Annotated in this window: 22 protein-coding genes; 15 read left to right on the top strand and 7 right to left on the bottom strand. The window is 40.7% G+C overall.

Annotation, left to right across the window (positions count from 1 at the left end):
• Window position 1: 1 nt before the first annotated feature.
• The 8 genes from ccmD (at window position 2) to A923_RS0106935 (ending at window position 7,334) form a co-directional block, all read left to right on the top strand.
• A complete protein-coding gene (gene ccmD / locus A923_RS0106970; protein ID WP_017220950.1) occupies window positions 2-208 on the top strand; it encodes a heme exporter protein CcmD in 207 nt (68 codons plus the stop codon).
• Window positions 205-684 carry a cytochrome c maturation protein CcmE gene (gene ccmE / locus A923_RS0106965; protein ID WP_017220949.1) on the top strand — a complete coding sequence of 160 codons (480 nt, stop codon included), beginning with the start codon at window positions 205-207 and terminating at the stop codon, window positions 682-684. Before ccmD ends, ccmE begins: the two co-directional genes overlap by 4 nt.
• Window positions 685-695: 11 nt before the next feature.
• A complete protein-coding gene (locus A923_RS0106960) occupies window positions 696-2,675 on the top strand; it encodes a heme lyase CcmF/NrfE family subunit (RefSeq protein WP_017220948.1) in 1,980 nt (659 codons plus the stop codon).
• The gene (locus A923_RS0106955; protein WP_017220947.1) at window positions 2,675-3,256 is read left to right on the top strand and encodes a DsbE family thiol:disulfide interchange protein; all 582 of its coding nucleotides are present in this window, start codon (window positions 2,675-2,677) and stop codon (window positions 3,254-3,256) included. Before A923_RS0106960 ends, A923_RS0106955 begins: the two co-directional genes overlap by 1 nt.
• Before the next feature lie 9 nt (window positions 3,257-3,265).
• Window positions 3,266-3,733, top strand: coding sequence for a cytochrome c-type biogenesis protein (locus A923_RS0106950; protein ID WP_017220946.1), 468 nt, complete (start codon window positions 3,266-3,268; stop codon window positions 3,731-3,733).
• Window position 3,734: 1 nt separating this feature from the next.
• Complete coding sequence (gene ccmI / locus A923_RS0106945) at window positions 3,735-5,030, top strand: c-type cytochrome biogenesis protein CcmI (RefSeq protein WP_017220945.1); 1,296 nt, start codon at window positions 3,735-3,737, stop codon at window positions 5,028-5,030.
• 236 nt (window positions 5,031-5,266) lie between these two features.
• Window positions 5,267-6,061: a hypothetical protein gene (locus A923_RS0106940; protein ID WP_017220944.1), complete on the top strand. Its 795-nt coding sequence runs from the start codon at window positions 5,267-5,269 to the stop codon at window positions 6,059-6,061.
• A gap of 133 nt (window positions 6,062-6,194) precedes the next feature.
• Complete coding sequence (locus tag A923_RS0106935; RefSeq protein ID WP_017220943.1) at window positions 6,195-7,334, top strand: cupin domain-containing protein; 1,140 nt, start codon at window positions 6,195-6,197, stop codon at window positions 7,332-7,334.
• Between the two features lie 165 nt (window positions 7,335-7,499).
• Here A923_RS0106935 and fusA read toward each other — a convergent pair whose 3' ends face one another.
• The 3 genes from fusA to A923_RS0106920 all read right to left on the bottom strand — a co-directional run bounded on the left by fusA (window position 7,500) and on the right by A923_RS0106920 (window position 11,967).
• On the bottom strand, window positions 7,500-9,587 hold the full coding sequence (fusA, locus tag A923_RS0106930; protein WP_017220942.1) for an elongation factor G: 2,088 nt from the start codon (window positions 9,585-9,587) through the stop codon (window positions 7,500-7,502).
• 252 nt (window positions 9,588-9,839) lie between these two features.
• Window positions 9,840-10,355, bottom strand: a complete 516-nt coding sequence (locus tag A923_RS0106925) for a DUF3087 family protein (RefSeq protein ID WP_017220941.1) — start codon at window positions 10,353-10,355, stop codon at window positions 9,840-9,842.
• Window positions 10,356-10,614: 259 nt separating this feature from the next.
• The gene (locus tag A923_RS0106920) at window positions 10,615-11,967 is read right to left on the bottom strand and encodes a DEAD/DEAH box helicase (RefSeq protein WP_017220940.1); all 1,353 of its coding nucleotides are present in this window, start codon (window positions 11,965-11,967) and stop codon (window positions 10,615-10,617) included.
• A 319-nt stretch (window positions 11,968-12,286) separates the two neighbouring features.
• On the opposite strand from A923_RS0106920, the gene cspE reads away from it, so the two are divergent.
• Window positions 12,287-12,493, top strand: coding sequence for a transcription antiterminator/RNA stability regulator CspE (cspE, locus tag A923_RS0106915; protein ID WP_017220939.1), 207 nt, complete (start codon window positions 12,287-12,289; stop codon window positions 12,491-12,493).
• A 138-nt stretch (window positions 12,494-12,631) separates the two neighbouring features.
• On the top strand, window positions 12,632-14,026 hold the full coding sequence (gene dbpA / locus A923_RS0106910) for an ATP-dependent RNA helicase DbpA (protein WP_017220938.1): 1,395 nt from the start codon (window positions 12,632-12,634) through the stop codon (window positions 14,024-14,026).
• A gap of 366 nt (window positions 14,027-14,392) precedes the next feature.
• On the opposite strand, the gene glpC is transcribed toward dbpA, so the two are convergent.
• From glpC to A923_RS0106885, 4 genes are all read right to left on the bottom strand, one after another.
• The gene (glpC, locus tag A923_RS0106900) at window positions 14,393-15,601 is read right to left on the bottom strand and encodes an anaerobic glycerol-3-phosphate dehydrogenase subunit GlpC (protein ID WP_017220936.1); all 1,209 of its coding nucleotides are present in this window, start codon (window positions 15,599-15,601) and stop codon (window positions 14,393-14,395) included.
• A 12-nt stretch (window positions 15,602-15,613) separates the two neighbouring features.
• Window positions 15,614-16,966: a glycerol-3-phosphate dehydrogenase subunit GlpB gene (gene glpB, locus A923_RS0106895; RefSeq protein ID WP_017220935.1), complete on the bottom strand. Its 1,353-nt coding sequence runs from the start codon at window positions 16,964-16,966 to the stop codon at window positions 15,614-15,616.
• Complete coding sequence (gene glpA, locus A923_RS0106890; RefSeq protein ID WP_017220934.1) at window positions 16,956-18,599, bottom strand: anaerobic glycerol-3-phosphate dehydrogenase subunit A; 1,644 nt, start codon at window positions 18,597-18,599, stop codon at window positions 16,956-16,958. The genes glpB and glpA overlap by 11 nt, the downstream gene beginning before the upstream one ends.
• Before the next feature lie 135 nt (window positions 18,600-18,734).
• On the bottom strand, window positions 18,735-19,664 hold the full coding sequence (locus A923_RS0106885; protein WP_017220933.1) for a LysR family transcriptional regulator: 930 nt from the start codon (window positions 19,662-19,664) through the stop codon (window positions 18,735-18,737).
• A gap of 259 nt (window positions 19,665-19,923) precedes the next feature.
• Between A923_RS0106885 and A923_RS0106880 the strand changes: the two genes are divergently transcribed.
• From A923_RS0106880 to A923_RS0106860, 5 genes are all read left to right on the top strand, one after another.
• Entirely contained in the window at window positions 19,924-20,643 is a 720-nt protein-coding gene (locus A923_RS0106880; protein WP_017220932.1) for an SDR family oxidoreductase, read from the top strand.
• Window positions 20,644-20,882: 239 nt separating this feature from the next.
• Window positions 20,883-21,191, top strand: a complete 309-nt coding sequence (locus tag A923_RS0106875) for a hypothetical protein (protein WP_017220931.1) — start codon at window positions 20,883-20,885, stop codon at window positions 21,189-21,191.
• 624 nt (window positions 21,192-21,815) lie between these two features.
• Complete coding sequence (locus tag A923_RS0106870) at window positions 21,816-22,829, top strand: amino acid ABC transporter substrate-binding protein (RefSeq protein ID WP_017220930.1); 1,014 nt, start codon at window positions 21,816-21,818, stop codon at window positions 22,827-22,829.
• A gap of 99 nt (window positions 22,830-22,928) precedes the next feature.
• A complete protein-coding gene (locus A923_RS22050) occupies window positions 22,929-24,113 on the top strand; it encodes an amino acid ABC transporter permease (protein WP_017220929.1) in 1,185 nt (394 codons plus the stop codon).
• A 1-nt stretch (window position 24,114) separates the two neighbouring features.
• Window positions 24,115-25,194 carry an amino acid ABC transporter permease gene (locus A923_RS0106860; RefSeq protein ID WP_017220928.1) on the top strand — a complete coding sequence of 360 codons (1,080 nt, stop codon included), beginning with the start codon at window positions 24,115-24,117 and terminating at the stop codon, window positions 25,192-25,194.
• The last annotated feature ends 46 nt before the right edge of the window (window positions 25,195-25,240 follow it).

Below are 25,240 nucleotides of genomic sequence, written 5' to 3'. Positions count from 1 at the left end.
CATGCAATTTGATAGCTTTTCGGCTTTTTTAGCCATGGGTGGTTACGGTTTTTATGTCTGGCTAGCGGTTGCGTTTAGCTTGCTATCATTAGGCTCATTAACGGTTGCTACAATTGTAAAACGTCGCCAAATTATTGATGAAATTAAAAATAAGCATCAGCGTATCGAACGTATGCGTGCTGCTGAAAAAATGGAGAATACGCTATGAATCCAAGACGTAAAAAGCGCTTATCGATAGCGCTGGTGATTATCATTGGTTTAGGCACAATGACGGGTCTTGTACTTTATGCATTAAAACAGAACATTGATTTATTCTATACGCCGAGCCAACTTGTTGAAGGCCTAGGTGAAGATAAAGTTAAACCTGAGATTGGCCAGCGTTTACGTATTGGTGGCTTAGTTATGCCGGGTACAGTTACACGTAACATGGAAGACCTTAAGGTTAGCTTTGTGTTAAGTGATGACAACGGCGGTCTGGTTACACTGGAATACGAAGGTATCTTGCCGGATTTATTCCGTGAAGGGCAAGGTATTGTTGCGCAAGGCGTATTAAAGTCAGCTAATGTTATTAGCGCATCTGAAGTACTTGCTAAACATGACGAAGAATATATGCCACCGGAAGTTGCAGAAGCAATTAAAGGTATTAAGCATATGAAACCAGAATACGGAAACGAAACCAAATAAGGTAGTTTATAATGATCCCTGAGATTGGACATTTTAGTTTAATTGTCGCAACGGCGTTGTCGTTCTTGCTGGCAATTTATCCACTTATAGGCGCAAAAATTAATCATCCTGGTATGATTAATAGCGCTAAACCATTAGCCATTATGCAGTTTCTGTTAATGAGCTTATCATTTGCAGTATTAGCGTACGCATTTGCCACTGACGATTTTTCAGTTGGTTATGTAGCGACTAACTCAAATTCATTGTTACCAATACAGTATAAGATTTCTGCTGTATGGGGCGGTCATGAAGGCTCACTATTACTGTGGTCTCTAACGCTCGCGATTTGGACGGCTGCTGTTGCGGTGTTTAGCCAAGGTATTCCTAAGGTTGCACTGGCTCGCGTACTTTCGGTGATGGGGATGATCGCGATTGGTTTTAACTTGTTTATCTTGTTAACGTCAAATCCGTTCGATCGTACCTTGCCTTACTTACCGCTCGACGGTAACGACCTAAACCCATTGCTGCAAGATATTGGTTTGATTTTCCATCCGCCAATGTTGTACATGGGTTATGTTGGTTTCTCTGTTGCTTTCGCTTTTGCCATTGCGGCATTGATGGCGGGTCGTCTTGATTCTGCTTGGGCTCGTTGGTCACGTCCTTGGACGCTTATTGCTTGGGTATTCTTAACATCAGGTATCGCGCTGGGCAGTTGGTGGGCTTATTATGAACTTGGCTGGGGTGGTTGGTGGTTCTGGGATCCAGTAGAGAACTCATCATTTATGCCTTGGCTTGCCGGTACTGCGTTGATTCACTCATTAGCGGTTAGTGAAAAACGTGGTGTATTCAAATCATGGACAGTGCTACTTTCTATTTCAGCATTTAGCTTAAGCTTGTTAGGTACTTTCTTAGTACGTTCAGGTGTACTGGTCTCTGTGCATGCATTTGCTTCTGATCCGGCACGTGGTTTGTTTATTCTGGCCTTCTTGATCGCCGTTGTTGGTGGTTCATTACTGCTTTATGCTGTGAAAGGTTCAGAAATTAAGAGTCGTGGTAAATACAGTCTGTTTTCTCGTGAAACTTTCTTGTTAATGAACAACGTCTTATTAATTGCAGCGCTATTAGTGGTGTTGATTGGTACCTTGTTACCATTGGTACATAAAGAACTGGGTATGGGCTCGATTTCAATCGGTGTACCATTCTTTAATAATATCTTCTTCTATATGATTATCCCGCTTGCAATTGCCTTGGGTGTTGCACCGTTATTACGTTGGAAGAAACAAGAAGCAGACTTACGTCCACTGTTTAAGCAGTTAGCGGTATGTGCAGTCGCGAGCATCGTGTTAGCGGTTGCATTACCAGCTATATTTGCTGATAAGATTAAGATTGTTGCGGTTGTTGGTTTTGCATTAGCATTCTGGGTGATTATCACCAGTTCGCTTGAAGTGTATATCCGTGCAACACATCGTCATAGTTTTGTTTCGGGTGTGACGAAGCTGGGTCGTAGTCATTGGGCTATGGTTCTTGGCCATGTTGGTCTGGCAATGATGTTGATTGGTATTTCTGCAACTCAGAATTACAAAATCGAAAAAGACTTACGTATGTTACCGGGCGATGAAGTTGTCTTCGCTGATTACCTATTCGAATTTGAGCGTATTGGTGAAGCCAATGGTTCGAACTACGAAGGTTATAAAGCAGTATTTAATATCAGTAAAGACGGTAAGTTTGAAACTGTTATGAAGGCTGAAAAACGTAGCTACTTTGCACAACGTAGCATGCCAATGACTGAAGCGGCGATTGATTGGGGCGTAACGCGTGATCTTTACATCGCACTTGGCGAACAGTTAGCAGATGACTCGTGGGCCATTCGTATTTATTACGAACCCTTCATTCGTTTCATCTGGTGGGGTGGCTTAGTCATGTCTATTGGTGGTTTATTAGCGGTATCTGATCGCCGTTATCGTTTTGTGAATAAACGTGTCGCGAAAGCGCAATCATTAGGACAAGAATAATGACTGATGATGAGAAAAAAAAGAAACCGTTAATAACTGCTGATGAGAAAAAAAAGAAGCAGTTAATGACACGACTAATACCCTTAATCGTATTTTTATGTGTGTCTGCGTTCCTTTACATTGGCTTATTTCGTGATGCTACCGTGTTAGAGTCGACCTTCATTGGTCGACCTGTTCCGGAGTTTGCGTTAAACGATTTAGTGGAACCTGAGCTACAACACGATAAAAGTGTACTGACAGGCCAACCTATGTTGTTAAATGTATGGGCAACGTGGTGCCCAACATGTTACGCCGAGCATAAGTACTTAAATGAACTTGCTGAAGACGGTGTTTACATTGTTGGCATGAACTACAAAGACGAGCGCTCAAAAGCCTTAAGATGGTTAGAAGAGTTAGATAATCCATATAAGATCAGCCTTTATGATCCTGATGGTATGCTAGGGCTTGATCTTGGTGTTTACGGCGCGCCTGAAACTTTCTTCATCGATAGCAAAGGTATTATCCAATTCAAGCACGTGGGTGATATCAATCCGCGTAATTGGAATGGTGAGCTGAAAGCTATTTATGAGCAGTTAAAATAAGGATTTAAGATGAAAAAATTATTCGTATTAATGACTTTAATGCTCAGTTTCAGTGTGGCGGCGGTTATTGATGTTTATGACTTTGAAACTGAAGAGCAAGAAGCCTTGTTTAGAACATTAACGGCAGAGTTACGTTGCCCTAAATGTCAAAACAATAACCTGGCTGATTCGAATGCTTCGATTGCCAAAGATATGCGTCAAAAAACCTATAACATGGTGATTGAAGGTCAGAATGAAGATCAGATTGTTGATTATTGGATTGATCGATTTGGTAACTTTGTTTTATACAAACCGCCAGTAACCTTAGGCACCGCCATTTTATGGGTTGGTCCTGGTTTATTTGTCTTATTTGGTGGTTTGATCATCGTTCGTAACAGTCGTCGTAAAGTCAGTGTTGAAACTGATGAACGCGATGAAGAGTTAACGAGTGCGGAGAAAGACCGTTTGGCCAAAATTTTAAAAGATAGCGAGAAATAGCATGTTGTTATTTTGGATAGTAAGTATTGTATTGGTGATCGTTGCCGCGCTCGCATTTGTTATTCCCATTACTGGTAAGAGCAAGTTAACAGGCGCGACACGCGATCAATTAAACAAAGACTTGTATAAAAGTCGTGTCAGTGAATTAGCTGACGATGAAGATCAAGGTTTGTTAGACAAAAGCGCAGAATTCATTGATGAAATGCAACGTGGTCTATTGGATGACGTTGTTGATGAGAAAGCAGAAAAGGTAAATACTGCCGACTCACCCTTCATCTGGCTTGCGGGTGTTTTATTCTTAGTTGTCTTTTCTGTGTCGGTGTATCTGACATTAGGCGCACGTGACAAGGTAGCAAACTGGGAAGATGTGTACTCACGTTTACCTGAGCTAACCAATCGGGTGATGAATGAAGGTGATAAAGTGACAGATCAAGAGATCTCTGACTTTAAACTGGCATTAAGCACTAAGATGAAGGCTGAACCAGATAATGAATTTGGTTGGTTATTACTGGGTCGTTTAAACGTTGCCCTAGGTGATTCAAACGCAGCATTTATTGCTATGGACCGTGCTTATAAACTAGCACCAATGAATACATCTATTGTGACGGGTTATGCGCAAGCATTAATGCTCAGCGATGATCCTGAACAGAATAACCTAGCACGTAAAATATTGATGGATCTTAAACAAGAGAAACCTGACGATATCGAAGTGTTATCGACGTCTGCATTCATGGCATTAGAAAACCAAGATTACCTTGGCGCAATCGAGCAATGGCAACGTATGTTACCGTTACTTGCTGGTCAGCCTGATCGTATCGAAATGATCGAAGGTAGTATTGAATACGCTAGAAAACAGATTGCAGAGAAAGATGGTACAGCACCTGTTGTTGCGAATACTGCAACGCCAGTTGATAACCGTCCTGTTGCAACAAGTACAGAAACGAATGCAGTGACAAGTGACGCCGTTGCGGGCAATGAGCAAGTAACGATCACGATTACTGCTGACCAAGCTGAAATGAAAGGTTACTTGTACGTTTACGTGAAAGCCGCTGCGGGGCCTAAAGCGCCGCTGGCAGTTAAACGCATCATGGACCCAACGTTCCCATTAACTATCTCGTTATCTGATAGTGATGCGATGATGGCACAAATGAAGATGTCGCAATTCCCATCCATTAAAGTCAGTGCTAAGCTGTCTGAAGATGAGAATGTGATGACGAAAGAAGATGACATCAACTCTAATGTTGTTACGCTTAATGAAGGCGATGCACGTTCAGTAACGCTTAATTTGAGTCGTTAATTTACTCAGGCCGTACTTATGTAGTAATCGTTATATAGTAATAGTTATGTAGTAATGCCTTATTAGTGTTTGTTAATAAGCCCCGTGGAAATTATTTTATATAATATCCACGGGGCTTTTTTAGTATCGGTCATCTGTTTTTAAATTAAACACTGACAAAAATGTTGATGATTAAATGTCAAAAATACCACGCTGCAGGTCAGTAATAGGCGTTAAGCAGCACGAAGGAGTTGTTAGTGTTAAAAGTAAGAGTAAACATTGCAGAGAAACAAGCGAAGAAGCTAATCTTTGATCTGGTGAAGTACAGTGACCACTCAAATCGAGATTTGACTGATGGCTTGAAAAATAAAGTCATCGAGCAGTGGTTTGAAGAGAACAAGTATCCTTTTAAGCGTTTAGTTTCAGACACCCGAAACTGGAATTACACAGTGCCATTTGTCGAAAACACCCTGGATAGCAAGGTCTACATCAGTGGTGAAGGCATTCTTAATGTGAGCGATTACCAAGGTGACTTTGACTCCGCGTTAGCATTTCGTGATTTAGCTATTAACGAGGCCAACTTTGCTGCGGGCTATGCAGCGTACTCTGCGTGCCTTACCAAACTTAATGCCTCTTTAACATCATATTTATCCGCTAAAGCTCAAGCCTACAATGTTGATAATGCAGATGTGATTGACATTAAAGACATGATTGATATCGAAGACGAGAATATTTCTCTAGAAGATAAAATCAGCCAATGGGTGCCTTTATTCACTACTGGTAATGCAGTGGATATTAATAACAAATCTTGGGCGCTGTTTACAGCACAATTGGCCGAATGCAATGTACTGGTTGGTAATGCACACACGAGCAATCCGACACTGACAACGGATGGTTTATCTGCAACGCAACTTGCGGCCAAAGTGAATGACTTGCGCGGTGGCATTATTAGCATTATGTATGAATTGCATGTATTACTGAACGATGAAATGAAATCTCAGTTAATTAGGGCTGTCTACTTTCCTGATGTTTATGTATCAGAACCTGCCTAGCTTTTGTTTCTAATCAAAAGTAATTTAAATAGCCCTGTAGCAATAAACTCTATAGGGCTTTTTTTGTTGCTATTATCGGGGAAATACCTATGATACGCGCTCTATTACTTCGAATACTTAATACGGGTTGACTATGTATAAATTAAATCTTGATATTGCTGACTTCATGGAAAATTATTGGCAGAAAAAACCACTGTTGATTAAAGCGGGATTCAAGGATTTTATCGATCCAATTAGCCCGGATGAAATCGCTGGTTTAGCAATGGAAGAAGAAATTACATCGCGCATGGTATGGCGTGAAGAAGACAAGTGGCAGGCTGCATGTGGTCCTTTCACTGAGTTTGAACGTATGGAACAAGATGGTTCGGCTATCTTAGTACAAGCGATTAACCATTGGCACGAACCTTCTGCTGAATTGGCAAACACGTTTAACTTCATTCCGAGCTGGCGCTTTGATGATTTGATGGTTTCTTATAGCACAGATACAGGTGGCGTAGGCCCGCATGTTGACCGTTACTGTGTATTCATTATTCAAGGCCTAGGTAAGCGTCATTGGCGTGTTGGTGCTCAGGATATGAATCCTCAAGAGTTTGCTGCCAACGGTGCTCTGAAGCATTGTGAAGCGTTTGATGCGGTTATTGATACAGTATTAGAACCAGGTGATATTTTATATATCCCACCTTACGCACCGCATGAAGGTTATGCTGTTGGCGAAGCGATTAACTACTCAGTTGGTTTCCGCGCCCAAGACCAAAAAGAATTGTTAAATGATTTTGGTGATTACCTATTACAACAAGAAAAAGAGTTTGTTCGTTATAGCGATAAAAACCTAAAACCACGCGCTGAACACGGCTCAATCGAAGCAAACGAAGTGCAAGGTTTAACTGACATCATGACATCATTAATGGCTGATAAAAGCGTTATGCATGATTTCCTTGGTCGTCATTACAGTGAATCTGCACACGAACTCGATATTGTCGTTCCAGAAGGTGGTTACATCGCTGATTATGCTATCGTAGTCGATGAAATCGGTATGGAATCTTATTTACGTAAAGTGAATGGCCTTAAGACATTATACTTCCCTGAAATGCCAACGAGCTGTTTCATTGATGGTGAGCGTTATGACTTTGATGCAAGTATTGCTGCAAGCGTGCAAACGCTATGTAATACCACTGAACAGTCAGCAAAAGAACTTGAAGCATTAATGGAAGATAAAGTATTTGGTCAGCAGTTGATTGAATGGGTTAACTTAGGTTACTGGCACTTCGAGTAATGATTAATGCGCTGTTAGTATGAACTAGCAAGCATTAGCGAGTAAAAATAGTAATAGCACTAAGGCTGAATGGTCTTGGTGCTTTTTTTTAGCTGTTTTTCAGGCAAAAAATAACCCCAGTTATTTGCATAACTGGGGTTAGGAAGATTAACTAAAAATAATTACTTATTTTTTAGCGTTGTCTTCTTTAACTTTAGCGATAACGCCTTCAGCTACGTTAGCTGGACAAGGGTTGTAGTGTGAGAACTCCATAGAGAACTGACCACGACCAGATGTCATTGTACGTAGTGAACCGATGTAACCAAACATTTCTGAAAGAGGTACGTCAGCTTTAATACGAACACCAGTGTTACCAGCGTCTTGACCAGCGATCATACCACGACGACGGTTAAGGTCACCAATAACGTCACCAACGTGATCGTCTGGCGTGAATACGTCAACTTTCATGATTGGTTCGATTAACTGTGCGCCAGCTTTCGGGATTGATTGACGGAATGCGCCACGACCAGCAAGTTCGAATGCAACAGCTGATGAATCCACTGCGTGGAAGCCACCATCGTATAATTCGATTTCAACGTCTAGTACTGGGAAACCAGCTAGAACACCTGTGTCCATAAGGCTCTTGAAGCCTTTTTCAACAGCAGGGAAGAATTCTTTAGGTACGTTACCACCAACAACAGTTGATGTGAATACGAAACCAGTACCTGGTTCGCCTGGCTTGATACGGTAATCGATCTTACCGAATTGACCACTACCACCAGATTGTTTCTTATGCGTGTAGCTATCTTCAATTGCTTGAGTAATAGTTTCACGGTAAGCAACCTGAGGAGCACCAACAACTAGATCAACGCCGTATGTACGCTTAAGGATATCAACCTTAATGTCTAGGTGAAGTTCACCCATACCAGAAAGGATTGTTTCGCCTGAATCTTGGTCAGTTTCAACTTTGAAAGTTGGATCTTCAGCAACCATTTTACCGATCGCAATACCCATTTTCTCAGTAGAACCTTTATCTTTTGGTGTTACAGAGATAGAGATTACTGGTTCTGGGAATACCATTGCTTCTAGGATGATAGGGTCTTTCGGATCACATAAAGTGTGACCAGTTTGAACGTTACCTTTCATACCTACGATTGCAAGAATATCACCAGCTTGTGCGCTAGTTAATTCGTTACGATCATCAGCTTGCATTTCACACATACGACCAACACGCTCAGTTTTACCTGTAGCAGCGTTAAGAATAGTATCACCTTTTTTCAACGTACCTGAGTAGATACGGATGAAAGTAAGTGCACCAAAACGGTCATCAGAGATTTTAAATGCTAATGCTTTAAAAGTTTCTTCAGTTGAAACGTGTGCAAATTTACCGTTTGGCTCGCCTTCTTCATCTGTAAGCGGCTGAGGATCAACATCAGTTGGGCTCGGTAGATAATCAACAACACCGTCAAGGATTAATTGAATACCCTTGTTCTTGAATGCTGAACCACAGTATGTTGGGAAGAAGTCCATTGTACGTGTACCTTTACGGATACAACGTTTGATTTCTTCAATAGAAGGTTCGTTACCTTCCATGTACGCTTCTAGTAGCGCGTCATCTTGCTCAAGAGCAGTATCAAGCAACATTTCACGATATTCTTCAACTTTCTCTACCATGTCCGCAGGAACATCAGAGATTTCGAAGTTTTCTGGAAGACCTGAATCATCCCAGATGTGTGCTTTACGCGTAAGAAGGTCAACAACACCAACGAAATCTTCTTCGATACCGATTGGTAGAACCATAACTAGTGGGTTAGCATCTAGTACGTCTTGAGTTTGTTTAACAACGCGGTAAAAATCAGCACCCATACGGTCTAATTTGTTTACGAAGATAATACGCGCAACTTCTGAGTCATTCGCATAACGCCAGTTAGTTTCTGACTGAGGTTCAACACCACCAGAACCACAGAATACACCGATACCGCCGTCAAGTACTTTAAGTGAACGGTAAACTTCAACTGTGAAATCAACGTGTCCAGGAGTATCAATAACGTTAAAACGGTGATTGTCCCAGAAGCATGTTACAGCAGCTGACTGAATAGTAATACCGCGCTCAGCTTCCTGTTCCATGAAATCTGTAGTTGACTCACCGTCATGTACTTCACCAGTTTTGTGGATCTGTCCAGTAAGTTTTAGGATACGTTCAGTTGTTGTTGTTTTACCAGCATCAACGTGAGCGAAGATCCCGATATTTCTGTATTTTGATAAATCAGCCATTATGTTCTCTATAATTTATTTATGTAAAGATTCGCGCGGAGTATATCATGGTTTTTTGGGAACAAAAAAGAGATAGCTGACTATAAGCTAGCATTTAAGCTGTTTTTTTGCATTTCTATAAAATTAATTTAGATTAAAGCGATGAAAATCTAAATTTCTGTGAATTTATCGAGGTTTTATTCTAAAAACAGGCGCAACTATTTTATTTCAAGGGCAGCCGCGCCTGTTTTAATGTGTTTATGAATATGTAGTTTAAAACTGTTTTAAAAGCCCTAGATTGTAGTCATCGACGTTAATGGTTAACTGCTTTTCGGTGATGAGCGCATCTAATTTAGCGATGTCTGCCGTTAAGGTTTCCATCGTTAATGTATTGTTATCCAAATTGTATTGTTGTTTCGATGCGGCGTAATAGTAATTTAGGATGGTGATAGCATCGATATTGGTATTATCACTGTCGCTTAACGCTGATTTTATATGGTGTAGCTTGCGATAAATTTTATTGTTTTCTTGCTTTAGATCCCACACATACATGACTTCAGTTAAGTAGGGATGCTTGCGAACAAGGTTGAATGCAATCAATAAGCTAAACACACCAAGCACCACACCCGCTAAATTGAGTTTGAAATTATTACCGTCAGGTACGGCAAAAAAATGGATCAAGACTTGGCCATAAAATAACGCAAAAGCGATTAATACCGCGGTCGCCACGACACTCGCCATGTTTAAGTGTTTACGATAACGAACTTTGTCTATTTGTTGTAGTTGCATTGATTTTTTCTCTTGAATGAACAGACAATATTCTAGCAAATACGGGCGTAAATAATAATGTTAAGCAGCGATAAATGATTAAATAAATGTAAAGTAATTACAAGCAGATAAAAATGGGGTAGTGATTAATTCAGGATAGCGAAGAGATTAGCAGAGGTGGATTAACGGTTGTCGAGGGGGTAACGTTAATGTAGCACACTGTCTTATGGTTTAAGACAGTGTGCTGTTAGGCTATATAGTATAGCCTGTTCAATCGTCGTTACTTCGTGCTTGTGCTGCTGTTTGTAGTACCAGTTGGGCGACGGCGATTGCCTTTATTTGCAGATGGACTTGTTTCGCTACGTGGACCTGTGTGACGACGGTTTTTACTTGCCGGCTTGTGGCCACGTGAGTTTTCACCTGAGCGTTGACCGTCTTGATGATCTTTCTTAGGTTGTTTCTCTTTTGGTGGACGAATACCCGGTGTAGTCGGGAATGAATCCATTGGCGCAAAACCATCAACAACAACACGTTCAAGGTGTTTTTGAGTTAATTGTTCAATTGCTACTAGCTCTTTCATTTCGTCCTGACAAACAAATGAGATTGCAGTACCTTCTGCGCCAGCACGACCTGTACGACCAATACGGTGAACATAATCCTCTGGTACGTTTGGTAAGTCGAAGTTAACTACTTGTGGTAGTTGTTCGATATCAATACCACGAGCGGCAATATCAGTTGCAATAAGTGCTCTTACTTCACCTGATTTGAAGTTTGCTAGTGCTTTAGTACGTGCACTTTGGCTCTTGTTACCGTGAATTGCGGCAGCATTGATGCCTTGCTCTTCTAAGTGTTTGGTTAATTTGTTCGCACCGTGCTTAGTCTTGGTAAATACCAATACTTGTTTCCAGTTGTTTTCTTTAATTAAGTGCGTTAATAGCAGTGGTTTTTTCTTCTTATCAACTGGGTGCATCCATTGTTCAACAGATTTAGCCGCTGCGTTACGTGGCGTTACTGAAATTTCAACTGGATCGTTGATTAAACCCTTAGCAAGTTGACGAATATCATCCGAGAAAGTTGCTGAGAATAATAAGTTTTGACGATTTTTTGGTAATACCGCAAGGATTTTACGAATGTCACGTAAGAAGCCCATATCAAGCATACGGTCAGCTTCGTCTAATACCAAAATTTCTAATTGGTGAAAGCGAATTGCGTTTTGGTTATATAAATCTAACAAACGACCTGGAGTTGCAACTAAGATGTCAACACCACGACGTAAACGTGCCATTTGTGGGTTAATTTTAACGCCACCAAATACCACTGTAGACGTTAAATTCAAATGCTTGCTATATACTTCAACATTCTCAGCGATTTGAGCTGCTAATTCACGTGTCGGCGTTAAGATTAACGTACGAGCTTGATTTGCACGTGGGCGCGGGCCTTGGCTTAGTTTTTCTAAAATAGGTAGAGTAAAACCAGCTGTTTTACCTGTACCTGTTTGTGCCGCAGCCATTACATCCCTACCTGACAGTACAGCTGGTATCGCTTGCGCCTGAATTGCCGATGGTGTGTCGTAGCCTTTTTCTGCTACAGCTTTTAGGATTGGTGCGGATAAACCGAGGTCGGTAAAACTCATATAGTGTCTCTTTATCTAGGTGGTTGCTATTGATATGCTTGTGCTTAGTATAACAGCGGTGCTGCAGGGTACATGATAGGTTGCTCAAGTGCAAACTGCATAGCTGTAGCGAGCCTAATGTCGTTATTGCTAATAACCTTGTTGACACAAATTGGTAAGTCTATATAATTAGCCGCAGCTTTAAGGTTAGTTTTTTATGAATGTATTTTATTTCGAAGTTTTTTTAGTACCTCGTCCTGATTTATCATAAGTAAGTAGTAACACTTCCAGCAGCATCGGCTTTATGCCACTTAATTATTCGATAAATAGGATTATGATTATGTCTAAAATCACTGGTACAGTAAAATGGTTTAACGAAGCTAAAGGTTTCGGTTTCATTCAACAAGAAAACGGCCCTGACGTGTTTGCTCACTTCAGCGCTATCGAAAGTGACGGTTTCCGTACACTTTTAGAAAACCAAAAAGTTGAATTCAACGTTACTGATGGCCAAAAAGGTCCTCAAGCGGAAAACATCGTAGTACTTTAATTCTTTGAATTAATAGTCGCTAAGATTGTTTAGCTTAAATGAATTGATGATAAATCGAAACGTTTAAGTATAAAGGGCATGTTCTTCGGAGCTTGCCCTTTTTGTTTATTTATTACTGCCATTTAAAGGGTACGCACTGTGAGCCAAACTAATTTTTCTTCTCTAAATTTACGTCCAGAACTTGTCTCTAATCTAGATACACTCGGTTATGCCGAAATGACACCAATCCAAGCACAAAGCTTACCGTCGATCCTTGAAGGCAAAGATGTAATTGGCCAAGGTAAAACTGGTTCAGGTAAAACAGCGGCTTTTGGTTTAGGTTTACTGCAACGTTTAGATGTTGAACGCTTCCGTATTCAAACGTTAGTACTTTGTCCTACCCGTGAACTAGCAGACCAAGTAGCGAAAGAAATTCGTAAACTGGCACGTGCTATCCATAACATTAAAGTATTAACACTGTGTGGTGGTATGCCATTTGGCCCACAAATCGGTTCATTAGAACACGGCGCACATATCATTGTTGGTACACCTGGTCGCGTATTAGATCACTTAACGAAAGGCACGTTACGATTAGATAATCTAACTACTTTTGTACTTGATGAAGCTGACCGTATGTTAGAAATGGGTTTCCAAGATGCACTTGACGCAATTGTTGAGAAAGCACCAAGCGACCGTCAAACATTATTATTCAGTGCAACGTTCCCGAAAAAGATTGAAGCAATTGCATCGAAAATAATGAAGAACCCAGAAATGGTTGAAGTAGCATCGACACATGACGATAGCTCTATCAAACAGCATTTCTATAAAGTTAAAAACTTTGGTGAGCGTTTAGATACAGTGCGTGGCTTGTTACTACAGCACAAACCTGAATCAACGGTTATCTTTTGTAATACCAAGAAAGACGTGCAAGATGTTGCTGATGAATTAGGCCACTTTGGTTTCAGTGTCATTGCATTACACGGTGACTTAGAGCAACGTGACCGTGACCAAGCGTTAGTTCGTTTTTCAACGAAGAGTGTTTCTGTTCTTGTTGCTACTGACGTTGCATCTCGTGGTCTGGATATTGAGTCGTTAGATGCGGTAATTAATTTCAACGTTGCGCACGACAGCGAAATACATGTTCACCGTATTGGTCGTACTGGCCGTGCTGGTAGTAAAGGGTTTGCTTGTACTTTATTTGATGATAAAGAAGGTTATCAAGTTGCACAACTTGAAGATCGTTTTGGTATGATCACACCAGAAGCATTACCACCAGAAAGTGTTTTAAACGAAACACCAATGGTGCCACCGATGGAATGTATCCGTATTGATGGTGGTAAAAAGCAGAAAGTACGTGCTGGTGATATTGTTGGTGCGTTAACAGGTAAAGATGGTATTGATGGTAAATCAGTAGGTAAAATCCAACTGTTTGATAATTGTGCTTATGTTGCTGTTGAAGCGAAAGTGGCGAAAGCGGCTGTGCAGAAAATTGGTAAAGGTAAATTGAAAGGTCGTACGTTCCGCGCTTGGATTGTACGTTCATTTAACGATTAATAGTTAAATGCATCTGTCAGTAGCGCTCGAATAGACTCGTTACTGACAGATATTATCTTCATAACTTATTATCGCGGTTATACAGCTCTACAAATGAGTGACCGTAAGATGCTACAACTTTTGTTAGAATAGTTGTGATGAAGTTGCTGATCAATTGAGTTGTCATAATAATTACCTTTCTAATTAGTTTATCTAAACGTCATTTCGTTTAGATAAGTGTTATAAGAAAGAGATAATCTGTTTAATTATCTCTAACCCTCCGTTTTAACTGCATTATAGCTATTGTTATTTATCTTTATAGCGAAATAAATTTGTCATAACGATTAGAAAAGCTAATGTATTTTTATCCATTCAACAGTTAGTCAATTAGTCCGATAAGCACTGTGCTAATAAAGTCACTGGGTGAATTGTTTCCAAGTCACTATTTTCTTCAATTTGCCATTTGCAGGTTTCACAATCGGTGATCGCAAAGTCAGCGTTAGCCTGTTTAATTTGTTCAAATAGCCCTTGGCCTATCTTCATCGATACCTCATAGTTTTCTTTTTTGAAACCATAAGTACCCGCTGAACCACAGCATTCGCTGTTAAGTACAATGACCTTTAAACCAGGGATAGTACGTAATAGCTCGATGGTAAAGATTGCTAAGCCACTGCGTTCTAAATGACACGGTGTATGGTAGACAATGGTTTTATTCACCGGTTTTAACGTCGGCATATTACCATTCATAAACTCACGTAATAAGAACGAGGTAATGAAATCAAGCTTGCTGGAGATCTTACTGTTATCAACATTTAATACATGCGGGTACTCTTGCTTCAAGGTTAATGCGCAAGTTGATGATGTCGACAAGATCGGGGTATTAAATTGCTCGACAGCGTCGGTCATGTGTTTAACATTAAATTGGGCATTCTTACGGGCTTTGTCATGAAAACCATTGGCGATGAGTGGCACGCCGCAGCATTTTTCTTTCTTCAATAACTTCACGCCAATATTCATGGCATTTAATACTTTAATTAAATCTTTACCCAGTTGCGGGTTGTTGTAGTTAACGTAACAGCCGTGGAAATAACTGACCTGACGTTTGAACTGCATTTGGGTGTCGGCTTGTTTTTTATACCAGTTTCTAAACGAGCCAAAGGCATACTTAGGTAAGGATTTGTGTTTATCAATCGCCACGGTTTTATCCATGATGGTTTTGATAATTGGCGAATCCGTGATCTTATTCACCAAAGGTGCAAGTGGTGTTGATAGCGAACCAAATAAATCTGTGTGACTTAAAATATAATCGCGCACTAATTTCGGATTAAGTTTTTTCTTCTCAAACTTACCACGTGCCACCGCAATAATATCGCCGACATTGACGTTGGACGGACAAGCCGTTTCACAGCGTTTACAGTTGGTACAAAGCTTTAATGCTTCATCATAATATTCAGGGCTTTTGATCCTGAGGCGCTCACCATCAGGGCCTGACTCTTTTGGTCCTGGGTAATCGGGGTTGGCTTTTGCAACAGGGCAGTACACGGTACAGATGGTACATTTGATGCATTTTTCAAAGCGTGTTGATACTAAATCCATTGTATTGCTCCGTTATACCAAGCTGTCGCTAGTGAGGTGTTGCGATTGATTATGCTTCGTGTTTTGTAAAAGATGATTCACCGCGTGATAACCCGTACTAATTGCGACACCGCTGCCACAACCTTCGGCGATAGGATCGTATCCACCTAAGTTTGAACCGGCACAAAACAAGTTGGTAATCACTTTACCTGCCAACATTGGATTGAAGTTGTGGTTGGTTTTAATGCCCAGTGATAAAAATGGTTGTGAGTTAGGTGCAAAAAATTGCGGGTTATACCAGGTACTTCGCGCTTGGTTGCTGTTCATGTCTAAGTTGAATACCGGTTCTTGTAATTTGTCATGCTGAGCAATTAAACCTTTATTAAAAAAGCTACCGGATGCGAAAATATAGTTATCTGCGGTTAATGGCATGGATTCTAAATTGCGGGTATAAATGCGTTTAAGGCTCAACTCGTCATTGCTACTGTTATTGTCTTTCGCTATATCGCCGTGCGTGACTTGGTCGCCTTTTAATAACATGCCGCCAGCCTTGATGAATAAATCAATCATGGTTTCTTCAAGGCGGATCCCGAGCATTGAAGGTGGCATCGTCGGCACTTCATGAAAGGTTAATTGGGTTAATGCATGGAGCTTGTTGAGTACCGACAATCCCTTACCATTACCTGTGATCGCCGGTATAACTACCAAGTCATCTTGTGTAGCAATAGTCTTGAGCTTGGTTGCTAAGGCTTTTATTTCAGATTCATTCGTTAAGATCCGAGCAATATCAATCGAGCGCAGTTCACAAGCGTTACGTTTAAGTCCTGAGAATCCATCAATGGCAACGCTGGTATGGGTGATTTCCACGCCTTCAAATTCCGGTATTTGGACTAAATTATCGGTAACCATCTTGGCGTTAAAGTCGCGGAAGTCATCAATTTGGACCACGACAATACGCTTGATGGTATGTTCGTTAAGTCGCATTGGTAACTGGTGTATATAAGGCTGTGATAACCACGTTGATTTTAAGGTGCCAAGTGGGGTGATGCGCAGATGGTTGTCGCCATCTTCTTGCTGCAGTAGTGGAATGCCAGCAGTCGTCAGTATGTTTTTATACCAATTAAGTGATTCAAATACCGTTTGTTTACCCACCTTGCTATAAGGATGGAGGGGGAACTCATTGGTGAACTTATCGAATATAGCCGCAGGGTTACGAATAGCCTTGCCCGTTGGCGTATGCGAAAGCAGGTCGATAGAGCCTGATGAAAAGTGTAGGGCGCTTTGACCATTTGAAATGATAGCTGTTTTTAGTCCAGCTTCGAGGCTGCGTAAGCCTGCGGTATAACCAGCAATGCCACCGCCAATGATGATGCTATCAAATTTCATAATAATCCTTATCTTGTTGTTTTTCGCCTAACTGATTAATCGCACTTGCCCCGAACAGGCCTTCATATAACCAATAGGTAAACTCTGCTTCTCGCAATGCGTCACCAAATAGCACAGGCTTAATACCCTTCCAGCGCTCTTCAAAAAACTGCATTAACAATTTACTCGATTCATAACCACTGCAATTACCAAAATCACAAAATAAACTGGAAGCGCGATAGGTGCACAACTCTCCCTGACATGAACCCATGCCCAGACGGGTACGTCTTCTTAAGTCGACTAAGTTGGTGACATCAAGTTGTTTGATGGCATATTCAATTTCACCAACGGACACCATTTCGCATTCACAGACAATGGATTTACCTTTGGTGCTTTGATCGAATGTGGCTACGGCTGTTTCACCATGACGATGGGTTGCCGCTTTGGTGGTGAAAACGGTCTTTTTGGTTTTCGATTTATTGCTGGTAATCGAACCGGGCAGTGGCTTTAAGTGGGTGCTGCACTGAGTGGCATTACCGAGTTTGTTGGCAATCAGATCTGTGGTCATTTCCGCCATTAAGCGGCTGGTCATTAATTTTCCACCGAGAATACTACTGAAGCCGGCCAAACCATCGCGTTGTTCATGATCGAGTAATACGATACCACGGCTGATGTTACGGCCATCACCGCCACCAATATCAACGAGTGGTCGTACGCCAGCGTAAGCCCGTAAAATACGGGTTTGAGCCAGTATCGGCGCAAGCTTTCCGCCTTCTTCAATAAGTATGTTGACTTCTTTTTCACTGATCTTGAGTGAATCTATATCTTTGTAATCAATTTCTTCGGAAGTGGTGCCAATCAATGAAATCGAATCACCGGGCACTAAAATATCGGCATCGGCAGGTTTACGGCAACGGTTGATAACCAAATCGTTAATACGGTGTTCAAATACTAACAATGACCCTTTGGCGGGTAGCATCTGCACATTAAGATCGGCGTAGTGGCAAATGTTTTTACCCCAAATACCGGCTGCATTAATGACCTCTTGGGCATACACTTCAAATTGTTCGTTGGTGCGGGTATTAATGCATTTAGCCCCAATGATGCGGTCGCCAATACGGATGAAAGATTGCACCATTGAATAAGTCAGTAACTGGGCGCCATGGCTTTTGGCGTCTAATACATTGGATGCACATAAGCGGAAAGGGTCGAGCGTGCCATCGGGCACTTTCACTGCGCCGATTAGACTCGGATTCACATTAGGTTCTAAATCGAGCGCTTGCTGCGCGGTGAGTCTTTGTGTATCGATGCCCGCACTGGCGCAAGCGTCAATAAAAGTACTTTGGAAGTCGAGATCATCTTCTGGCAAGGTAATGAATAACCCGCTGGTGTCTTCGATACAGTGACTGGCGATATGTTTGAGGATCTTATTTTCTTGAATACATTCTCGTGCAGATTCGCCATCGGTCACCGCATAGCGCGCGCCGGAATGTAATAAGCCATGATTACGGCCTGTTGTACCTGAAGCGATATCACCTTTATCAAGTAATATGCATGTAATGCCACGTAATGCGCAATCGCGCATAATGCTCGTGCCAGTCGCGCCACCACCAATGATCAATACTTCGGTATTGAAACGGGTTACCTTTGCCATAATTCATCCATATATTCTGGTCAATTAACTACTTATAAGTATGAACTAGATAGTAGAAGGTAAATTGATCTTAATCATAAATGTTCGAATGAACATTTTGACCATCATTCGAACATCACGTTTTCATAATAAATATTATAATTGCTGAAAATGGTGACATATAAAATCAATTAACACTTTTAAGCGCGCAGGTTGATAACGATTACGGTGATAAAGTAGAAACAGCGGTACATCTGGTGAGTGCCATTGTTCTTCATTAGATACAGAGATTAACGCGGGTGCTAAGGTATGCGCGTTAATCTCATCTTCGCAATACAATTCAGGTAAACGGACAATGCCATTACCACTCTTCGCGGCATTAATCAGTGCTCGGCCACTCTTACAACTAAAGTTACCTTTAACGCTAATGTCTAATTCATGTATCGGCGCATTATTGTGTTGCACTGATTTTTGATGGAAACGCCAGCGTTTGATACTGCCGGTTAAACAATTATGTTGTTCCAGATCTTTAGGGTGCTTAATGACAGGATGCTTGGCTAAATAATCAGGACTGGCCAATACCTGCACTTTAATGTCGGTCAGTTTTCTCGCCACTAATCCTGAATCCTCTAATGCCCCCATACGCACGACTAAATCAAATGCCTCGGAAATCAAGTCAACGCGTGGGCTACTAAAGTCCAGTTCAACCTCTATATCAGGATACTGTAAATTAAACTCACTGATAATGTTTGCCAGAATATCCTCACCTATCACACCGCCAACACAGTTGATACAGATACTACCCTGTAATTGTTCGGTATCGTCTTTCGCTGCTATAACCGCTTGGTTGATGGTTTGTAGTGATGTAAGGCATTGCTGAAAAAATTGTTCGCCAATTGGCGTCAATCGTTGGGCGCGTGTCGTGCGAATAATCAGTTGCACACCGAGTTGTTGTTCGAGCTGAGCAAGTTGACGCGATACGTGGGCACGAGATGACTGCAATACTTCAGCGGCTTTAGTGAAGCTGCCTTGTTCTGCAATGGTGACAAACGCGCGAATGTCGGCAAGAGATGAGCTACTTTGCATTGCTGTGCCTATAGAGATTAAGTTGAGTAGGACGATAGGTAAAGGTCTATGAATCTTATTGTAGCTTAAAGCGTAACAGTTATGTTCTTTATTGTGTATATATCAACAATAGTCATTTCTATATACTCTCTTCATCCACTCAGGAGCACCTAATATCTTACATAGTAGATATCTTTATTGGTCACTGGGTATGTAGCTAACAGGCTGCAGATTAGAAACATAATCATCAAACATTTTTATAAAAAATAGAGAGCATACAATGAAAAAATTAGTTGTTATTACAGGCGCAAGTTCAGGTATTGGTGAAGCTACAGCAAAACGTTTAAGTGCAGCTGGTCACCCATTATTATTAGTTGCTCGTCGAGTTGAAAAATTAGAAGCGCTAGACTTACCAAACTGTTTATGTGAAAAAGTAGACTTAACAGTACACGCTGAATTTAACGCGGCACTTGCTAAAGCGGAAGCGGTATACGGTCCTGCGGATTTATTAATTAATAACGCTGGCATGATGTTACTAGGCCAAATCGATACTCAGCCTGCTGAAGAATTCAAAACGATGTTCGACGTTAACGTCATTGCATTATTAAACGGCATGCAAGCAGTTCTTGCGCCAATGAAAGCACGTAACACGGGTACTATCATTAACATCAGCTCTGTTGCAGGTCGTAAAACATTCGGCGCACACGCTGCTTATTGTGGTACTAAATTTGCTGTTCACGCAATCACTGAAAACGTACGTGAAGAAGTAGCAATGTCAGATGTACGTGTTATCACTATCGCACCGGGCGCTGTTGAAACTGAATTGTTGTCACACACAACATCAGAAGAAATTAAAGCGGGCTACGAATCTTGGAAAGCAACAATGGGTAGCATTTTAGCACCAGATGACGTTGCTCGAGCAATCGAATTTGCTTATGCACAACCACAAGATGTTTGTATTCGTGAAATCGTATTAGCAAGCACACGTCAAGAACCTTAGGTTAGTAGCGACTTATTTAAGCCGTCATCGTTGTTAGGTGCCTATTGCTCTATTGATTTATTGATGAATTAAATCCATCAATAAAGGTGACTGTAAAAGTACTAATAACCGTTTAATTATACATAAATGGATTGTTAGTACTTTTTTCATGCTTGCTCATGGCATTGCTTAGCTAAAATGGGGCTATTACTTTACAAGCACTATACCTGTTACAAACTTTACATTAAGGATGATGTGAAATGAAATTATGGATATACAGACCTGCGCAATTGCTCGATGCAGTGCGCGATTACAAATTATATGCGGACGGTGAATTTATAACTTACGTGAAACGTGGTCAACGTTTTGTTATCGAAATCCCAGACAATACCCAAACCCTACAAGCAAAACTCAGTTGGTGTTCTAGCCAACCTATTCATACCAAAGATCTTTCCCATGGTGCTGTCACAGTAAAAAATGCCTTTTCTCACAATCCAATATTAGTGCTTTTTGGTTCAACGCTTTTCGCTACATTCGGGCGTAAGCATTATTTAAAGCTGATTATTTAATTTAACCTGCCGCACCTCGCTGCTTGAATCGTGCCAAACTACTTATATGGTGATAATTCATTTTCTCTATTCGTGCTGGTGTTTATCTTGTTATGTGAACTCAGTAACAAAATATAACCGGTGCTCATCGGAGGAGTATTCACTGATATGGTCGATAACTTCTCGGGACATACGTGGGAAATGGCTGTGTTGCCTCTTTATGCCGGTTTAAATCAAGGTTGGCGAAGAGCTAATGTAAAGACTAAGCTAATATCTAGGTTCTTTTTTAAATCAGGGTATTAGATTAGCCTTACCCGTAAAGTATGAGATGGGAACAGTGTCATGCTTTATAGTTTATTCGTTTCCATTGTAGAACTTAATATGGGTAAAAGCCTTAAAGTGAATATCCACAAAGTATTATTCACCTAAAACAAACCTACTCATGTTAATTTAGTGTTAAATTCGTGACGAATGTCTAATACTCGCCAATGCTTTTGTTAATCAGTTGTTGCTTCATAGATGTTGTATAGAAATTGCCTTATGCTTATTTTGTGTTTAGGAATTAGAGAAAACAACTCTTTTAAAGCGGCGATTTAGCCGACTAAAACCAACATTACAATAATAATAATAGACAAGGAAATTAATATGAAGGTTACAAAAATAGCTTTAATACTAGGTCTAGCATCAACACTACCCAATTTAGTTAATGCGGCTACGTTAGAGCAAGTAATGAAAAAAGGCGTACTGAACTGTGGTGTTTCTACAGGGATCCCAGGTTTCTCAGCGACTGATTCAAAAGGCGTTTGGAAAGGTATCGACGTTGATTTTTGTCGTTCAGTAGCAGCGGCAGTATTAGGTGATGCATCTAAAGTTAAATATATTCCATTGACTGCGAAAGAACGTTTTACTGCATTACAAAGTGGTGAAATTGATCTGCTATCTCGCGCGTCAACTTGGACTGCAACACGTGATACATCACTGGGCTTAAACTTTGCTGGTGTTAACTATTATGATGGTCAAGGTTTCCTAGTAAACAAAGATCTTGGTGTGACGTCAGCGAAAGAGCTAGACGGTGCTTCTTTTTGTATTCAAGCAGGTACAACAACCGAACTTAACCTGACTGACTACTTCAAATCAAACAACATGGAATATAAAGCCGTGACGTTTGATACATCAGGTCAAACAATTGATGCCTTCAAAAAAGGCCGTTGTGACGCGGTTACATCAGATGCATCGCAGTTATATGGCTTAAGAATTAAGTTGGATGACCCTAAATCTGCAGTTGTATTACCTGATATCATTTCTAAAGAACCACTTGGTCCTGTTGTTCGCCAAGGCGATGATGAATGGTTTAACGTAGTACGTTGGAGCTTATTTGCGACACTTGAAGCTGAAGAGCTAGGTGTAACAGCAAGCAATGTTGATAAGCAATTAAAATCAGCTAACCCATCTATTAAACGTTTATTAGGTGTATCTGGTAAAGCTGGCGAAAACTTAGGGCTTAAATCAGATTGGGCTTACCAAATTGTTAAGCAAGTTGGTAACTACGAAGAAATGTTTGAAAATAACGTAGGTAAAAATTCACCTCTTAACATTGACCGTGGTCTCAATAATTTATGGAACAAAGGCGGCTTAATGTACGCGATGCCAATTCGATAAATTAATACTTCAGTCGCTTCATATTATCAGCTGTTGGTATGTGAAGTGACCTAAGTATATCGGGGGCTTGGCCCCCTTTTTTAAAAGGCTTATTTTGTTATGAATAACTCAAAACTCCCCCCAACCTCCAGCGGTTTATTTAACAGCCCACAAAATCGTGCGATTATTTTCCAAGTGCTTTCTTTAGTGGTTGTGGTTTTATGCATTTTTTACTTCGTTAACAACATGTTTGATAATGTAGCAAAAAGGGGTATCACTACAGGTTTCTCATTCTTAGGTGAAACAGCTGGTTTTGGTGTCAGCCAAGCGCTTATTCCTTATGATGATACCAGCTCAACTTTTTTAGATGTATTTATTGTTGGTCTATTAAATACCATGCTAGTGGGTGTTATTGGTATTGTTTTAGCGTCTATTATTGGCCTAATGGTTGGTATTGGTCGTTTATCTTCTAATTATTTAATCGCTAAATTGTCGTTGGTCTACATTGAAACGTTCCGTAATATTCCTATCTTATTACAGATCTTGTTTTGGTATAACGTGGTACTTGCTGCGCTACCAAGTCCGCGCCAAAGTATTTCTTATTTTGATTCTGTCTTCATTAATAACCGTGGTTTAATTATGCCAGATCCGATCTTCGAATCGGGTAGTGGTTTTATTCTTGTTGCGTTCATCCTTGCATGTATCAGTGTTGTATTTCTTGCCAAATGGGCGAGTAAACGTCATGACTTAACAGGTGAGGAATTTCCATTAATTAGAGTATCGCTGGCAATAGTGGTCGTCGCACCGTTATTGGTGTTCTTTGTTACTGGCCAACCTATCAGTGCTGAATATCCTGCGCTTAAAGGTTTTAACTTCAAAGGCGGGATCACCATTATTCCGGAATTACTGGCGCTTATCTTTGCGTTAAGTATTTATACCGCGACTTATATTGCTGAAGCTGTACGTGCGGGGATTGAAGCTGTACCGCCAGGTCAAAAAGAAGCGGCCAAATCATTAGGCTTAAAAGAGCATGTGATCTTGCGTAAAGTAGTTTTACCGCAAGCATTACGGGTGATTATCCCACCGGTTATTAACCAATATCTTAACCTAGTGAAAAACTCATCACTGGCAACAGCAATTGGTTATCCAGAAATTGTTACCTTGTTCTCAGGGACGACGCTTAACCAAGTCGGGCAGGCTATTGAGATCATTCTTATGACGATGGCCGTGTATCTTGTTTTCAGTATTGTTATTTCACTGCTACTGAACTGGGTTAATGCAAAAATGGAAATTAAAGGAAGATAATATGGCTGTTTATACGATGAAAGAGGCCAAACCTGCACCTTCAACCAGTAAGGGGCTGGTATTCTGGTTACGAGAAAATTTATTTTCTACTATTCCAAATACGCTTTTAACATTACTTGGTATTTACTTTATTTATACCACGATCCCACCGCTATTAGATTGGATGATCTTTGATGCAACGTGGAGTGGGACTAAAGAAGAAGTGGTAAAAGAAGGCGCGCGCTGGATATTTATCATTGAGAAGTTCGACCAATTTATGTATGGGTTCTACCCTGAAGCCTTACATTGGCGTCCGAATTTAGTCGCTATTATCAGCATCATTTTTGTATTTTTTATACCGCGACTCAGCAGTATCAAAATTAAATTTGTCAGTATGCTGTTATACCCGGTTGTGTGTTTCATCTTGATCCGTGGTGGCTTAGGGCTGGAAGTGGTTGGTACTGAAAAATGGGGTGGCTTAATGCTGACTATTTTGGTCGCTGCTGTTGGTATTATTGCTTCGTTCCCAATCGGTATTTTATTGGCGTTAGGTCGTCAGTCGGACAATATGCCGATTGTTAAAACCTTATGTGTTGGTTTTATCGAATTTATTCGTGGTGTGCCGCTTATTACTATCTTATTTATGGCGTCGGTAGTACTGCCGTTGTTCTTTAGCGATGGTATCGAGTTTGATAAGTTATTACGTGCGTTAATTGGTATTACCTTATTCCAAGCAGCGTATATTGCCGAAGTTATTCGTGGTGGTTTGCAAGCTATTCCGAAAGGTCAATACGAAGCGAGTGAGTCATTAGGCTTAAGTTATTGGCAAGGAATGATTTTAATTATTTTGCCACAGGCGTTGAAGATCTCGATCCCGAATTTGGTGGGTTCTTTCATCTCGTTATTTAAAGATACGACGTTGGTATTAATCATTGGTTTATTCGATATTCTGGCAATGGTAACACTCACAAACAGTGATACTAGTTGGCTTGGTTTTGAAATCGAAGGCTACGTATTTGTAACTCTAATTTATTGGGTCTTTTGTTTCAGTATGTCGCAATATTCGCGCGTGATAGAACGCCGATACAATACCGATCACTAACCATTACCGTAAATTTTACAGCTTAACACTGACCATTTACGTAAGG

Source organism: Moritella dasanensis ArB 0140, from assembly GCF_000276805.1.
Classification (GTDB): domain Bacteria; phylum Pseudomonadota; class Gammaproteobacteria; order Enterobacterales; family Moritellaceae; genus Moritella; species Moritella dasanensis.
Note: the sequence above shows the minus strand (reverse complement) of the source record. Positions and strands in the feature narration are given on the sequence as shown.

Excerpts from the sequence above, each read along its gene's own strand:
- A923_RS22050 (WP_017220929.1), top strand. The coding sequence starts at position 22,929 with ATGAATAACTCAAAACTCCCCCCAACCTCCAGCGGTTTATTTAACAGC.
- cspE (WP_017220939.1), top strand. The coding sequence starts at position 12,287 with ATGTCTAAAATCACTGGTACAGTAAAATGGTTTAACGAAGCTAAAGGT.
- A923_RS0106960 (WP_017220948.1), top strand. The coding sequence starts at position 696 with ATGATCCCTGAGATTGGACATTTTAGTTTAATTGTCGCAACGGCGTTG.
- A923_RS0106925 (WP_017220941.1), bottom strand. The coding sequence starts at position 10,355 with ATGCAACTACAACAAATAGACAAAGTTCGTTATCGTAAACACTTAAAC.
- A923_RS0106920 (WP_017220940.1), bottom strand. The coding sequence starts at position 11,967 with ATGAGTTTTACCGACCTCGGTTTATCCGCACCAATCCTAAAAGCTGTA.
- A923_RS0106885 (WP_017220933.1), bottom strand. The coding sequence starts at position 19,664 with ATGCAAAGTAGCTCATCTCTTGCCGACATTCGCGCGTTTGTCACCATT.
- glpB (WP_017220935.1), bottom strand. The coding sequence starts at position 16,966 with ATGAAATTTGATAGCATCATCATTGGCGGTGGCATTGCTGGTTATACC.
- A923_RS0106875 (WP_017220931.1), top strand. The coding sequence starts at position 20,883 with ATGAAATTATGGATATACAGACCTGCGCAATTGCTCGATGCAGTGCGC.
- A923_RS0106935 (WP_017220943.1), top strand. The coding sequence starts at position 6,195 with ATGTATAAATTAAATCTTGATATTGCTGACTTCATGGAAAATTATTGG.
- A923_RS0106880 (WP_017220932.1), top strand. The coding sequence starts at position 19,924 with ATGAAAAAATTAGTTGTTATTACAGGCGCAAGTTCAGGTATTGGTGAA.
- A923_RS0106870 (WP_017220930.1), top strand. The coding sequence starts at position 21,816 with ATGAAGGTTACAAAAATAGCTTTAATACTAGGTCTAGCATCAACACTA.
- glpC (WP_017220936.1), bottom strand. The coding sequence starts at position 15,601 with ATGGATTTAGTATCAACACGCTTTGAAAAATGCATCAAATGTACCATC.
- glpA (WP_017220934.1), bottom strand. The coding sequence starts at position 18,599 with ATGGCAAAGGTAACCCGTTTCAATACCGAAGTATTGATCATTGGTGGT.
- A923_RS0106860 (WP_017220928.1), top strand. The coding sequence starts at position 24,115 with ATGGCTGTTTATACGATGAAAGAGGCCAAACCTGCACCTTCAACCAGT.
- A923_RS0106950 (WP_017220946.1), top strand. The coding sequence starts at position 3,266 with ATGAAAAAATTATTCGTATTAATGACTTTAATGCTCAGTTTCAGTGTG.
- A923_RS0106955 (WP_017220947.1), top strand. The coding sequence starts at position 2,675 with ATGACTGATGATGAGAAAAAAAAGAAACCGTTAATAACTGCTGATGAG.
- ccmE (WP_017220949.1), top strand. The coding sequence starts at position 205 with ATGAATCCAAGACGTAAAAAGCGCTTATCGATAGCGCTGGTGATTATC.
- ccmI (WP_017220945.1), top strand. The coding sequence starts at position 3,735 with ATGTTGTTATTTTGGATAGTAAGTATTGTATTGGTGATCGTTGCCGCG.
- ccmD (WP_017220950.1), top strand. The coding sequence starts at position 2 with ATGCAATTTGATAGCTTTTCGGCTTTTTTAGCCATGGGTGGTTACGGT.
- fusA (WP_017220942.1), bottom strand. The coding sequence starts at position 9,587 with ATGGCTGATTTATCAAAATACAGAAATATCGGGATCTTCGCTCACGTT.